Raw genomic sequence first — 12,999 nt, 5'->3', positions numbered from 1 at the left:
GGCGGCTCACGCAGGCATCGGCAGAGGATCAGATGCTCGGACCGCACCCTGCCTGTGTCCAGACAGGGCGCTGAGCATCAGGCCTGTCAGCAGCTGCCCCGCATCCTCGCCAGTCCCGAGCAGACGCTCCAACGTGGCATAGTCATGGGCGTCGAGGGTAACATCGATGGTCGTCGTCGCACCCGCCTGTGCGCTCGAAATGTCATCGCAGACCATCGACCACTGTGCATCCCGGCACTCGTCTTCGAGGTGGATCAAGGCCGCGATCTCGCCATTGCGGTCCTCCCAGTCATCCAGGGACGCATCGAACGCGGTGAGCACGTCGTCGCGCACCTCTGTAGTGATCGTGTACATAAGGTGACCTCCTGTGGTCGTAATAGCGGTTTCGTGGTGGACGATCAGTCGCTGAACGGTGGTGGCGTCATCGGTCATGACCGGCTCATTGGCACCGTAGACCGGCCAGTGCATGCCTGTGCGCCGATGCCGGACTTCGGCGATGAGGAGCGCCGTGACTAGGCCGTCGAGCGTCTCCCCTGGACGCATGGACTCGCGAAGCATCCGTACCGGAGCATCGGAGATCGGCACTGAAATGGTCGTTGTGGGGCTCGTCGTCGTGGGATCGATGGGCGAGGACGTGTCCTCGCTCGAACCGGCGAACCTCTTGCGAGCTGCCGCCTCCCAGTAGGACAGGTCCTCGATTACGTCACCGAGGCTTTCTCCTCCGTAAAGATCGTGTGTGATGGCGGCGAGCACGTCGGCCCGCACCGTGATGGTCAAATCCATGGTCACTCCATTTGTCACTGAAGCCTGCTATGCTGAACTTCACTGCAAGAATCGATGATAATTGCAGTGATGAGATCACCGTAGCAAAGTTCAGTGAGGATTGGAATGACTAAGCGAGAAAAGATCGCGGAGACATTGCGGGAGCGGATCGTATCGAACCACCAGGCAAACATGCACTTCACGTCTGTCTACGCAGTCTGCGACGAGTTCAACGTGGCGACAGGAACCGCCGTGGCAGCCATGGGCGACCTGCAGGACGCAGGCTACGTCTACTCCAACCACCAGGGCTATTTCATGGCAGCGTCGCTGCCGATCACCGAGCGTGAGGACGAGCGGCGAGCTGTCGTCGCGGCTATTCGCGACGAGGCTCGACGCCTCCAGGACATCGCTGACAGGCTCGACCGGACGATCTGACTGCGAACATATTGCGGACGTTGCGCGTAACCTGCGCGTAAACTATCACGACCGATGGCCACCAATTGACGCCAAACAGTTCGGCTCCATGATCGATATTTGCGCAGTTCAGCACCCATATTCACCAACCGCAACCAATTGCAACTTGGGAGGCGGACCGCTCTTGTAAAGCGAAGGTCGTCAGTTCGAGTCTGACAGGGGGCTCCATTCGGTAGGGCCCCGCGCATCGCTGGAAACAGTGGGCGCGGGGCCTCTTCATGCCCGGGCCGTGCCGTGGCTGGGATCTGCGCTGCTGCGGGCGACGGGCCTTGGCCGCGCTCGTTCAAGCACAAGCTTCTCGTCCAAGCGCAGACATCTCTCGTTCGAGGCGGAGCGCGGCTATCGATTCGTACACGGCGCGAAAAGTGCGCTCGGCCTTGAACGAGGCAGCGGAGGCGAGTGGCCGGACGCTGCGGACGAGCGGCGGAAGCGAGCGGTGCGGACGAGTGGCGGAGGCGGAGACGAGCGGCGGAAGCGAGCCGCCGGGCGACCGGCTAGGTCTGGCCGTCGCGTCGGAAAACGAGCATGAGGGAGCGCATGCTTAAGACGAAACCGCCGAAGAGCAGCACGAAGCCGAAGAATGAGTACAGGCGGATGTCCTTCGTCAGCAGTGGACCCTCGTCGCTGGTGATGAGCATGATTGCTCCCACCACGGCGGCCCCGGCGAGGACGGCGACGATGAGCTGCTGAAACAGGCTGGTGAGGAAGCTGCGGTCGGATGGATTCTCGAGCACACGCATGTTCATCGAGAACCGTCCCTGTTCGAGGTCCTCGGTGATCTTGTTGATCCGGCGGGGCATGCGGTCGATCATCGGCATCAGCTGCAGCGCCCGACGCTGGAGCTCATCGGTGATCTTCGTGCCCTTGAGCTTCGACCTCACGAGCCTGTTGCCCTCCTGCCGGGACACGGCGACGACGTCGAAGTGCGGGTCGATCGTCAGCAGCGCACCCTCGACGGAGGCCATCGCCCGGAATGCGGCGCTGATCGGTGCCGGCACGGAGAACCGGTGCGCGAGCACGAGATTGAACAGATCGTCGAAGAGCTTCTGACCCTGTGCCGCACGGGTGCCGCCGCCGTAGCGCAGCAGGAGTTCGCCGACGGCCCGTTCGACCCCCCCCCCCCCCCGATCGTTGAGCCCGTCTGGACGCCCGAGGAGTTCGATGAGGGCGTCGGTGGCCCCGGCGCTGTCGTTCTGATCGATCGAATAGAGCATGAGGCCCAGAGACGTCTGCGTGGCTGGGCCGAGCCGACCGACGGCACCGAAGTCGAGAAGGCCGAGTTTCCCGTCGGGAGTGATGAAGATGTTGCCGGCATGCAGATCGGCGTGGAAGATCCCATCCCCGATGATCTGCTCGAGCGTGGCACCCAACAGTGTGGTCGCCAACCGGGACCGCTCGGCACCGCTGAGCTCGGTGAGCAGCGCCCCCGCCCGCGAGACCGGCTGTCCGGGCATCCGATCCATGACCAGCAGGCGTTCGCCGCTGAGGCCCGGATAACCGTGCGGAACGGTGACGTCGAACTTCCCCGACCGTTTGAGAGAGCCTCGGTGCTGGCCATATTGTCCAGCTCGATCCGATAGTCGAGCTCCTCCTCGAGCGTGTTCGCGAAGCCCGTGGCCAGCGACTGCACACCCAGATCCCTGCCCCAGGTCGTGGTTTTGTTCAGCCAACCCGCCAACCGCAGGATTATGTCGAGATCCTGAGTGACCTGATTGAGTGCCTTCGGCCGCTGCACCTTGACGATGACTTCCGTGCCGTCGAGCAGGGTCGCCTCGTGGACCTGTGCCACCGAGGCGGCCGCCAGCGGCGTGGAGCCGATCCGTGCGAACACCTCTCCGATCGGTCGACCGAGCCGCTCGGCGATGGCCGGTTCGATGACCGACCAGGGCTCGGGTGTGACCTGGGTCTGGAGGGTTTCGAGCTCACGGACGAACACGGGCGGGAGGATGTCTCGGCGGGTCGAGAGCATCTGTCCGAGCTTGACGAAGGTCACCCCCGCCTCGGCGAGGGATTCCTTGAGCGCTCGTGCGGTCTTGACGTCGCGACCCGGCGAATCCCCTCCGAAGCCGCGCAGCTGTGAGCCGAGCCCGTGCCGCACGGCGATGGACACGACCTGGGCATAGCGGCCGCCGCGGCGACGGCGGGACTTCCACCCGAAGAAGAGTGACTGCGGGCTCGGCAGGGATCCGGTCGGAAAGGCCGCTTCGAGCATGACGAGGGCAGCGACGCCCAGGGCGAAGATCCACCCGAGGGCGAGCACCGTGAACAGCACCGCCACTCCGGGGGAGATGTCGAGTCCGTCGACGTTGTGCCCGGTGCCGGCCCGGTAGAGGTACTGGACGGTCACGGCCACGACGGCGCTCATGACGAGACCGACGGCCAGCGTGCGCGGCCAGCCGGTGGGGACGCCGACGACGCGACAGACCACGGTGGCGGCGAACCATGACTGCAGGAAGAGGAAGACGAGCGCAGCCAGGCTCACCAGCACATATCCGCCGACGTCCAGTGCTTCCATTGATGACTCTCCTGATCCTGCTCGGACTCTCAGCTGTGGGCCGGCCGCTGCGGGCCTTCAGCTTCGGGCTGTCAGCCGAACTTCGTCGATTCGGTCATCTCCAGCCTGGTCCGTCGAGTCAGTCCGTGCGCGAAGGGGCAGCCTTTAGCCGGAGGTGCAGTCCGAAGGCGGCGGGTCAGTCCGCCTTCGGCGGATCGAGGCGCCTCCGCCTTCCGGGCAGGCCCACCTGACGGGCCCAGATGAGGATCCACACCGCACCGAGGAAGGCGAGCAGTCCCGGGAAGAGCACCCCGAAGCGCAGGGTGGTCACGGTGATGATGAGGGACAGCAGCGTCGGCCCGCCAAGCTTGCCGCCGTTGTTGAAGATCGCCCAGATGCCGAGGAAGCGGGGGCGACCGACCGCGGGGGAGAGGTCCGCTCCGATCGTCATATTCACGCCCGCGCCGAGGCCGTTGCCGAAGGCCATGACCGCGGCGGCGATGACCATTCCGGCGAGATCCGGTTTTGCGACCAGGATGACGAACCCGGTGCCGAAGATGGACAGGCATGCGACGAGGGTCGCGACCCGACCGAGGTGATCCTTGATGTACGCGCCGAGGAACATGACGATGAGTTCGAGTCCGGCGCCGAAGGCGATGATGAGCGAGATCGAGGACTTGTGCAGACCGATCTCGACGCCCCACAGCTGGACGACGACCGGCTGGGCGGCGCGGGCCGCTGCCAGTGCGATGATCGTGACGCCGGTGAGGATGACCGATTTCCACCGCACGTCCAGCGGCGGCCGGCGATCCTTCTTCCCCCGCCGAGGAGGGGCGACGTCACCGTGTGCCGGATCGTTCGCCTCGGTGGGGTGGGCCGCCTCGGTGGGGGAGATATCGTCCGCAGGGGAGGTCGGCGTCGCCTCGGCGCGGTGGGGATGGCCCTCGAAGCCGGGAATCTGTGCGATCGGCAGGGTCATGATCGCGATCGCTGCGACGGCGGTGAGGCCGGAGAAGACGAACACGGACCAGATCGGGAAGACGAGCATGAGGCCGGCGCCGATCATCGGCCCGACGAGGTTGCCGACCCGCTGCGTGCCGCCGAGCGCGGTCATCGCCTTCGCGAGGTCGGCCGGCGGCATCACCTCGGCGACGACGGCCTGCCTGGCCAGGCTCCACACATCGGAGACCGGGCCGAAGACCATGAGCGCGACCGTGTAGACGAGCAGCGAGTACGGCGAATCCCAGATGAAGGCGGCGACGATGGAGCCGAGCACGATGATCGCCGCGCACGTGGCCACGAACATGGCCCGGAAATCGCCGAGGCGGTCGATGAGGATCCCGGCCGGCACCGTGGCCATCAGGGACACGGCCCCCATGATGCCGACGATGGCGGCGGCGAACGCCTGCGTCGACCCCAGCGAGAGCGCGCCGAGCACAAGGATCGGCATGATCGCACCCAGGCCGACGGCGAAGAGGGCGAACGGCACGAGCACCGGCCACAGGATGGGTTTGAGCACGTAGCAAGTTTAGTTGAGGTCGCGGCGGGCCGTCCGCCGCGGATGTGCCGGGTCCCCTATCGGTTCGTCGCCGGAAATGGCACGCTGGAGTCATGGTCTCTTCGAGCGTTCTCCCACTTCACAGTGTCGTCCCGCCCTATCTTCTCGATGCGATTGCCGAGCGCGGCACCGAACGATTCCCGAAGGCCGCAGCCGCCGCGGCAAGCTGCCGGATGTCCGACGAGAGCTGCCGGAACCTGCGCCTGGCCGGTCTGCGCTATACCCCTCCGGCCGATCTCGGCAGAGACGAATCCGCGCTCGCCGCGCCCGCTCCGGCGGGCCTGCAGCGCCTCGTCCACGATGCTCAGAACACCGAGGTGCTGCCGGGGGAACTCGTTCGCTCCGAAGGCGAAGAGCCCGTCAGCGATGAACCGGTCAACGAAGCCTATGACGGGCTCGGCGCTTCGTATTCGCTGTTCTCCGAGGTGTTCGGGCGCGATTCGCTCGACGGCGCGGGAATGCCGCTCATGGCCAGCGTCCACTACGGCAAGGACTACGACAATGCCTTCTTCGACGGCCGCCTCATGGTCTTCGGCGACGGCGACGACGAAGTGTTCACCGGGTTCACCGGTTCGCTGTCGATCATCGGCCACGAACTCTCCCACGGCGTCATCAGCCACGCCGCCGACCTCGAATACTTCGGTCAGCCGGGAGCGCTCAACGAACACTGCGCTGATGTCTTCGGCGCCCTGACCCAACAGCACGACGCGGGACAGAATGCCGAGGACGCCGACTGGCTCATCGGTGCCGGAATCTTCACCCCCGAGGTGACCGGTCGTGCCCTGCGCTCCATGATCGAACCCGGCACGGCTTATGACGACGACGTCCTCGGCAAGGACCCGCAGCCTGCGCATATGGACGACTTCGTCGCCACCGATTCCGACAACGGCGGGGTCCACCTGAACTCCGGGATCCCGAACCGGGCCTTCGCGCTCGCCGCCATCGCCGTGGGCGGCCCGGCCTGGGAAAGCGTCGGACAGGTCTGGTACTCCGTCCTCACAGGGGCTGAGATCACGCAGCGCACCGATTTCGCGGAGTTCGCAGAACTCACCATCGCCGAGGCGGCCGACCAGTTCGGAGCCGGATCCGACGTTCACGATGCGATCGTGTCCGGGTGGGAAACCGTGGGCATCTCCCACGCAGGTTCGGCCCGCGGAAACCAGGGGAGCAGCTGGTGAACGAGAAGCCTGCCGGTGGTTTCGGGCATCTGCTCGTCGAACGCTCGGGCGGTATCGGCGGGATGCTCCTCGTCTGGGAGGTCGACATCGACGCAAGCACCCGACGCGATGAACTGGGCCCGCGCATCGCCGAACTTCCCTGGTCCGACAGCGGGCAGAGCGATGGTGTGACGCAGAGTGATGATGTCCCGCGGGCCACGGGTGCTGATCGGTTCGCCTACCTGATCGAGAGCCGGTACGGGCGAGTCCGCTTCGGCGAGTCTCAGATGCCGCCGGAGTGGAAACAGCTCGTCGATGACGTGCGGGAAGTCGCCGAACCGCAGAGGCGCCAACCCGGCTGACCCCTATGCTGGAGATCATGACGGACACCAACCATGACCCGGGCAGAGACGCTCGGACGACGGCCGAGAAGAACGAACGCGACCTCGAGGCCGGGGTCCACACCGACCTCAAGGAATCGATGACATACGGGTCGTATCTCGACCTCGACCGTCTCCTCGGCGCCCAGCATCCAGTCAGCAGTCCCGAACACCACGATGAGCTGCTCTTCATCATCCAGCACCAGACCACGGAGCTGTGGTTCCGTCTCGTCATCCACGAACTCCTCGACGCCCGGCGACTCATCGCCGCTGATGAGCTGCAGACCGCGCTCAAGCGCATCGCCCGCGTCAAACACATCCAGAAGACCCTGACCGAGCAGTGGTCCGTGCTCGCTACGCTGACGCCGAGTGAGTACGTCGGCTTCCGCGACCAGCTCGGCCGTGCTTCCGGCTTCCAGTCCTGGCAGTATCGGGCCGTGGAGTTTCTACTCGGCAATAAGAATCGGGCCATGCTCCCAGTCTTCGACGGAGAACCCGAGGCGCGTGCGGCCCTGGAGCAGTACCTGGAGGAACCGAGCATCTACGACGAGTTCCTCGCCTGCCTGGCCCGGCGCGGTCTTCCGGTGCCGCAGCGGCTCCTCGACCGCGACAAATCGGTCGCCCATACTTTCGATGAGGAACTGTGCGATGTCTTCCGCATCATCTACGAGAACCCGCAGAAGTACTGGCAGGAGTACGAGAGCTGCGAAGAGCTCGTCGACCTCGAGGAGAACTTCCAGATCTGGCGCTACCGACACATGCGCACAGTGCTGCGGATCATCGGCATGAAACGCGGTACGGGCGGTTCGAGCGGAGTCGGATTCCTGCAGAAGGCGCTCGATCTCACGTTCTTCCCCGAGCTCTTCGACATCCGCACCGGAATCGAGAACGGTCCCGGTATCAGCCCCGAAGGGATCTGAGAAGTACCTTCAGCCGAGCAGCAGGTCCCTCACCTGCGGGAAGTACGGAGAGTCGGGGTCGATGACATCGGCATGGTTCGCACCCGGCAGCTCGGTCAGGGCGGCGGGGAAGGCACGGGAGAATTCGACGTCGACGGTGGCATCGGCATCCCCGTGGATCGAATGCACGTCGACGCGTGCCGGGATGAGGGCGGCCCGAGATCGCGGATCGTGGCGCAGGTAGGCGTCCAGATCGTCGTCTGGCCGCACGCCCATATAGTCGAGGACTGCCCCATCGCCGAGGTTGCCCTCGACCTCCCGCAGCAGATCGGTCACCGGTGCCAGAGGACGCAGACGGATCCGCGGTCCCTCGTCGGGCAGGTGCGAAGCCCAGGCGAGGACGAGGCAGCCACCGGCCGAATGGCCCGACACGACCAGATTCTCCCGTGCCTGCTCGCTCATACCCCAGCGCGGCAGTTCGGTGCACACCGATTCGATGGCCGCGGTGACATCGTCGAGCAGGAGCGGCTGCCCGCCGAGGCGTCGATACTCGACGGAGGCGACGAGCACTCCCGACTCGGCCAGCTCCCGAGCCAACGGCCGGGCGTGGCACAGATCGGTGCGGGGTCGGAAGTAGCCTCCGTGGACGAAGATGACCGTCGCCGAGGCGGTCGCCGGGTCACCGTAGACCTCGACGAACTGCTCGGGGGAGTCCCCGTAGGCGTGTCGGAAGGACGGAGCCATGGTGGTCCCGGCGGTGGAGAGTTCGGGAATGCGCACGGACTCGACGCTCATCTTTCGGAACCCTGAGATGCGTTCACCCCACCGGCTTCACGTGTGTGAGTTTCGCCCGAGCCGGTCCGGCCGGCAGTGCCCGCTTCGCCGGCGGCGTCGACCTCGCCGTTCTCCCGTGCACGGTCGACCTCGCGCGAGCGTTCGACGAGGTCGCGGACGCGGGTGAGCTCCGCCAGCTTCGGGTCGAGAGTGTCACCGGAGGACTGGCCGCGCAATCGGCGACCGACCCACGGGGCCAGGTACTCACGGGCCCACCGCGACTCCTCGCTCATCACCTCGCGAATCGCCCGCGTCGGACGAGCCGGAAGACCGAAGCCCTTGACAGGCAGGGAACGACCGCTCTCCAGGGTCGCCAGAGCCTGCTCGGCGACGAGGTGGTGACCCTCCGTCGAGAGGTGGATGCGGTCATCGGCCCACATCTCCGCGGCGTAGAGCGAACGCAGGCCCCACAGGTCGACCATATGGCAGCCGTGCCGCTGCGCGATCGACCACAGATGGGCGTTGTAGACCCCCACGCGAGGCCGCACCGCACGGATGAGCGGGGTGCTGGACTCGGTATCGAACCCGTTGCACATGAGCACCTCGATGCCGGCCTCACGCATCGCGATCACGGCGCGTTCGAACTTCGCGGCCAGAGCATCGATATCGGCCTTCGGGCGCAGGCAGTCATTGCCGCCGGCGCACAGGCTCACGAGGTTCGGCTTCATCTCGAGGACCTGCGGCACCTGGTCATCGACGATACGGTCGAGCAGCCGCCCCCGGATGGCCAGATTGGCATAGGACAGGTCCGGGCTGCCCACCGACGACTCGGTGAGCATGAGCGCGAGCCGGTCCGTCCAGCCGCGGTACCGATCCTCGACCCGTGGGTCGGGATCCATCAGACCCTCACTGAATGAGTCTCCGATTGCGACGTATGAGGTGATCGGCTCAAGCATCAGGGATCCTTCTCTCTTCGGGCGATTCATCCAGACTATACGCCGGACCCGACGCGGGGCCCGTCCGCCCGAGAACTACCTGACGGCGGCCCAGCAACCTCGCGAGGTTGCTGGGCCGCCCTCAGGTAGCAATTGGGAGGGGAAGAGGGCGGGAACTCGCCCCGGCGGAGGCCGTGCGCCAACGCGGCGAACGGCCCAGAGGTCACCGAGTGGAATCATCGAGTGGCGTAGACTCGACACCGCAGCCAGACGTCGTCGCCGACCCCCTCGCTAGGAGCAGAATGTATCGGTCAGTCCCGGTCCCCGCAGCCACAGATTTCGTCATCACGAACGCGCGGATCGTGCCCGTGGCCGACGAATCCGGCAACCGCGCCGAAGCGATCGAATCAGGGACGCTGACCGTCAGGAACGGCCGCATCACCGAGGTAGCACCCGGCCAGGTCGATACCTCTTCCCTGCCAGCGGACACCGAGGTCATCGATGCCGGCGGACGCTGGGTCCTGCCCGGTTTCATCGAAGCCCACGGCCACCTCGGCGTGCATGAGGACGGTGAAGGCTGGTCCGGTGACGATACGAACGAGATGACCGATCCCAACGGTGCGGGCCTGCGCGCGCTCGACAGCATCGACCCCACCGATCTCGGATTCAAGGATGCCCTGCGTGGGGGTGTCACCTCGGCGCTCATCAAACCCGGTTCCGGCAATCCCATCGGCGGTCGCACCGCCTTCCTCAAAACCTGGGGTCGAATCGTCGACGAGATGCTCGTGACACAGGATCTGTCCGTGAAGTCCGCACTCGGCGAGAACCCGAAACGCGTGTACGGGGAGAAGAAGGTCACCCCATCGACGAGGATGGGCACCGTCAAGATCATCCGCGACGCCTTCGTCGAAGCGCGGAACTACCAGGCCAAACGTGCGCAAGCCGAAACCGACGGCACCCCGTTCGACCGCGACCTGGTCAAGGAGACCCTGGCCGACGTCCTCGACGGCAAGCTCGCATGGGACCAGCATTGCCACCGCGCCGACGATATCGCCACCGCCATCCGCCTGTCCGAGGAATTCGGCTACCGCCTCGTCATCAACCACGGGACCGAAGGCCACAAGATCGCCGACTTCATCGCCGCCAAGGGCATCGACGTCATCCTCGGCCCCCTGATGACCTCCCGGTCGAAGGTCGAACTGCGCGACCGCACCCTGGCCACCGCGGCCTCCCTCGCCGAGGCGGGAGTGCGCATCGCGTTGACCACCGACCATCCGGTCATCCCGATCAACTTCCTCATCCACGAAGCCTCGTTGGCCGTGAAAGAAGGACTCGATCCGGTCGTCGCGATCGAAGCGCTGACGATCAACCCGGCCGCGATCTTCGGCCTCGACGACCGCCTCGGTGCCTTGGCCGTGGGCCGTGACGCCGATATCGTCATCTGGTCCGGCGATCCGCTCGATCTGAACTCCCGCGCCGAGACCGTCTTCGTCTCCGGCCGTCGCGTCTTCGACTACGACGCCGCCTCAGGAACCGCGCACATCGCCGACCCGCTCGGCCCGACACTCATCAGCGAGCCGTGAGCGACAGAGAACTCGAAGACGCCACCACCACCGAGGTTCGGGTCGAGGACCCGGACGAGCCGGGCCCTGTCCGCGGTTCGTCCCCGGCCCCGGCCTCCGGCGGCAATCCGGAGGCCGGATCCCAGGCCCTGCGCGAACTGCTCGAACGCACCCGCCTGCAGCGACTTGCCGAACTGAGGGACTCCTCACCGGAACCCCAGCCCGAAGATCTCGCTAGGGCCGCCGCGGCGAAGGCGGCGAAGGCCGAGCGTGGCGGCGGGCGGTCGAAGTCTCGCACCGACCACCTCGGTGCGTCTCAGCGCATCGCCCAGAAGGTCGCTCGGCGCACCGTGGGCAGACTCGTCTCGGGTACGACGGAGAACACGCAGCCGGTGCCGATCGTCACCGCCCTCAAGGGCACCCCGTATCAGGCGCCGGTGCAGGCGAACGAGCCGAGCGAAGACGAAGCCCGGATGATCCTCGACCTCGCCGCCGATATCGCGGCGATGATGATGCGCGCCGGTGCCGGCACCAGCGATGTCGAGGTCTCCGTCATCGCTGCGTGCACCGCGTGCGGTCTGGCCACCGTCGAGGTCGATCTGACATCGAACACCCTGGTCGTGCACTATTCGACCTCGGACGGACGTCTGCTGACGGTGATGCGGGTCAACCGCGGTGAGTCCACGCATTACGCGAAGCTCGCCTCGGTGCACAAGCTCGTCACCGACCTCGTCGACGGGCGTCTCGAATTCCATGAGGCACGCAGTCGTCTCGACGCGATACGCACGCAGCGGCGACCGTTCCCCGAATGGTTCACCACCGGTGCCTGGGGCTTCATGGTCGGTGCCCTCGTCCTGCTGCTCGGAGGAGGTCCGATCGCGATTCCCCTGGGCATCACGATGGCCATCGTCGTGTTCCAGTTCGGCAAGCTGCTCGGCCGCACCCACCTGCCGTCGTTCTTCACCACGGCGATTCAGGCAGCCTCGGCGACGCTCATCGCCACCATCGCCGGCGACGTGGGAATCATCGCCTCACCGCAGTACCTCGTGGCTGCCGGAATCGTTCTGCTGCTGCCGACGCAGTCGCTGTATTCGGCGGTTCAGGATGCGCTGACGAACTTCCCGCTGACCGCGGCCGGGCGAGTGGTCGGGGTGTTCATGACTCTGGCCGGCATCGTCTCCGGCATTGCCCTGGGAATCGTGTGCGGTCAGGCCATCGGGCTCAGTCATATCGAAGTGCTCGTGCCGAAGTCGAGCCCGCATGTGGTCACGGCGATCCTGTCGATGGTCGCGGCGGCCGTGGTGGCGATGTCCGGTGCGGTGGCGATGTCGGCCAGGCGCCGGTTCATCCTGCCGGCGGCGCTGGTCGGCCTTGCTTCGCACATCACGATGATGTCGCTGACGCTGTTGGACGTCGACAATGTGCTTGCCAGTCTGCTGGCGGCCACCGTCACCGGTTTCCTGTCGCGGCCGCTGGCGCTGCGGCTGGGAGCTCCGGCGATCGTGCTGATGATTCCCGGCATCTACACCCTGCTGCAGGGGCTGTCGATCTTCACCGCTGTCTATCAGATCGCGTCGGAATCGGAGAACGTCTCCTTCGCTGTGGGTCTGTCCTCGCTGTTCACCGCGATCCTGGCGAACGCGGCGCTCGCTGTCGGCGCTGTGCTCGGCAGCTATCTGGCGCTGCCGTTGAAGAACCTCAAGAGTCAGAGCTCGGCTGAGGAGAAGGTCGAAGAGGTGCGCAGCGGCGAGACATCGACCGCTGTCATCGACTCGGTGCAGCCCGGCGGTGCGAAGACCCAGTCGAGCGGGTCTGCAGGTTCGAGGATTCAGTCGGGCGAGGCCGGGGGAGAGAAGGCTCAATCGGGCGAGACCGGAGGAGCGAAGCCTCAGCCGAATGGGGCTGGAGGAACGGGATCCTCAGAGGAGACCGCGACCGGGCCGATTCAGATCTGATCCGGACTCAGATCGGACCGGGCTCAGGCCTGATCCGGGCCAAGCTCTG

General features: G+C 65.9%; 11 protein-coding genes and 2 pseudogenes. 6 read left to right on the top strand and 7 right to left on the bottom strand.

What is annotated here, in order from left to right; all coding sequences use genetic code 11:
- Positions 1–6: 6 nt before the first annotated feature.
- Complete coding sequence (locus tag BI49514_RS01495; RefSeq protein ID WP_101543671.1) at positions 7–783, bottom strand: hypothetical protein; 777 nt, start codon at positions 781–783, stop codon at positions 7–9.
- Positions 784–888: 105 nt separating this feature from the next.
- On the opposite strand from BI49514_RS01495, the gene BI49514_RS01490 reads away from it, so the two are divergent.
- Positions 889–1,197 carry a helix-turn-helix domain-containing protein gene (locus tag BI49514_RS01490; protein WP_101543669.1) on the top strand — a complete coding sequence of 103 codons (309 nt, stop codon included), beginning with the start codon at positions 889–891 and terminating at the stop codon, positions 1,195–1,197.
- Between the two features lie 533 nt (positions 1,198–1,730).
- Here the strand turns inward: BI49514_RS01490 and BI49514_RS16755 are convergent.
- From BI49514_RS16755 to BI49514_RS01475, 4 genes and pseudogenes are all read right to left on the bottom strand, one after another.
- A complete protein-coding gene (locus BI49514_RS16755) occupies positions 1,731–2,201 on the bottom strand; it encodes a hypothetical protein (protein ID WP_257904108.1) in 471 nt (156 codons plus the stop codon).
- Between the two features lie 270 nt (positions 2,202–2,471).
- Positions 2,472–2,699 (bottom strand): annotated as a pseudogene (locus tag BI49514_RS16750) (AarF/UbiB family protein); the annotation flags it as partial.
- 140 nt (positions 2,700–2,839) lie between these two features.
- Positions 2,840–3,205 (bottom strand): annotated as a pseudogene (locus tag BI49514_RS16745) (AarF/UbiB family protein); the annotation flags it as partial.
- A 721-nt stretch (positions 3,206–3,926) separates the two neighbouring features.
- The gene (locus BI49514_RS01475) at positions 3,927–5,249 is read right to left on the bottom strand and encodes an MFS transporter (protein WP_244195203.1); all 1,323 of its coding nucleotides are present in this window, start codon (positions 5,247–5,249) and stop codon (positions 3,927–3,929) included.
- A gap of 92 nt (positions 5,250–5,341) precedes the next feature.
- Between BI49514_RS01475 and BI49514_RS01470 the strand changes: the two genes are divergently transcribed.
- From BI49514_RS01470 to BI49514_RS01460, 3 genes are read left to right on the top strand one after another with little or no spacing between them, the layout of a single operon-like run.
- Positions 5,342–6,466, top strand: a complete 1,125-nt coding sequence (locus BI49514_RS01470; protein ID WP_101543668.1) for a M4 family metallopeptidase — start codon at positions 5,342–5,344, stop codon at positions 6,464–6,466.
- Entirely contained in the window at positions 6,463–6,807 is a 345-nt protein-coding gene (locus tag BI49514_RS01465; RefSeq protein ID WP_101543666.1) for a protealysin inhibitor emfourin, read from the top strand. Before BI49514_RS01470 ends, BI49514_RS01465 begins: the two co-directional genes overlap by 4 nt.
- Positions 6,808–6,824: 17 nt before the next feature.
- A complete protein-coding gene (locus BI49514_RS01460; RefSeq protein WP_101544052.1) occupies positions 6,825–7,745 on the top strand; it encodes a tryptophan 2,3-dioxygenase in 921 nt (306 codons plus the stop codon).
- Positions 7,746–7,754: 9 nt separating this feature from the next.
- Here BI49514_RS01460 and BI49514_RS01455 read toward each other — a convergent pair whose 3' ends face one another.
- Together BI49514_RS01455 and BI49514_RS01450 are read right to left on the bottom strand one after the other, a co-directional pair.
- On the bottom strand, positions 7,755–8,519 hold the full coding sequence (locus tag BI49514_RS01455; protein ID WP_101543665.1) for an alpha/beta hydrolase: 765 nt from the start codon (positions 8,517–8,519) through the stop codon (positions 7,755–7,757).
- Positions 8,516–9,454, bottom strand: a complete 939-nt coding sequence (locus BI49514_RS01450; RefSeq protein WP_101543663.1) for an SGNH/GDSL hydrolase family protein — start codon at positions 9,452–9,454, stop codon at positions 8,516–8,518. Before BI49514_RS01450 ends, BI49514_RS01455 begins: the two co-directional genes overlap by 4 nt.
- Before the next feature lie 281 nt (positions 9,455–9,735).
- Between BI49514_RS01450 and BI49514_RS01445 the strand changes: the two genes are divergently transcribed.
- Both BI49514_RS01445 and BI49514_RS01440 read left to right on the top strand, forming a co-directional pair.
- Entirely contained in the window at positions 9,736–11,016 is a 1,281-nt protein-coding gene (locus BI49514_RS01445) for an amidohydrolase (protein ID WP_101543661.1), read from the top strand.
- Positions 11,013–12,950, top strand: a complete 1,938-nt coding sequence (locus BI49514_RS01440) for a threonine/serine exporter family protein (protein WP_101543660.1) — start codon at positions 11,013–11,015, stop codon at positions 12,948–12,950. Before BI49514_RS01445 ends, BI49514_RS01440 begins: the two co-directional genes overlap by 4 nt.
- Positions 12,951–12,999: the final 49 nt, after the last annotated feature.

Source organism: Brevibacterium iodinum ATCC 49514, from assembly GCF_900169265.1.
Taxonomy (GTDB): Bacteria; Actinomycetota; Actinomycetes; order Actinomycetales; family Brevibacteriaceae; genus Brevibacterium; species Brevibacterium iodinum.
Note: the sequence above shows the minus strand (reverse complement) of the source record. Positions and strands in the feature narration are given on the sequence as shown.

What these genes read in the sequence shown, in the direction of transcription:
- BI49514_RS01495 (WP_101543671.1), bottom strand. Translation starts at nt 783, where the DNA reads ATGGATTTGACCATCACGGTGCGGGCCGACGTGCTCGCCGCCATCACA.
- BI49514_RS01490 (WP_101543669.1), top strand. Translation starts at nt 889, where the DNA reads ATGACTAAGCGAGAAAAGATCGCGGAGACATTGCGGGAGCGGATCGTA.
- BI49514_RS16755 (WP_257904108.1), bottom strand. Translation starts at nt 2,201, where the DNA reads ATGGCCTCCGTCGAGGGTGCGCTGCTGACGATCGACCCGCACTTCGAC.
- BI49514_RS01470 (WP_101543668.1), top strand. Translation starts at nt 5,342, where the DNA reads ATGGTCTCTTCGAGCGTTCTCCCACTTCACAGTGTCGTCCCGCCCTAT.
- BI49514_RS01460 (WP_101544052.1), top strand. Translation starts at nt 6,825, where the DNA reads ATGACGGACACCAACCATGACCCGGGCAGAGACGCTCGGACGACGGCC.
- BI49514_RS01455 (WP_101543665.1), bottom strand. Translation starts at nt 8,519, where the DNA reads ATGAGCGTCGAGTCCGTGCGCATTCCCGAACTCTCCACCGCCGGGACC.
- BI49514_RS01450 (WP_101543663.1), bottom strand. Translation starts at nt 9,454, where the DNA reads ATGCTTGAGCCGATCACCTCATACGTCGCAATCGGAGACTCATTCAGT.
- BI49514_RS01445 (WP_101543661.1), top strand. Translation starts at nt 9,736, where the DNA reads ATGTATCGGTCAGTCCCGGTCCCCGCAGCCACAGATTTCGTCATCACG.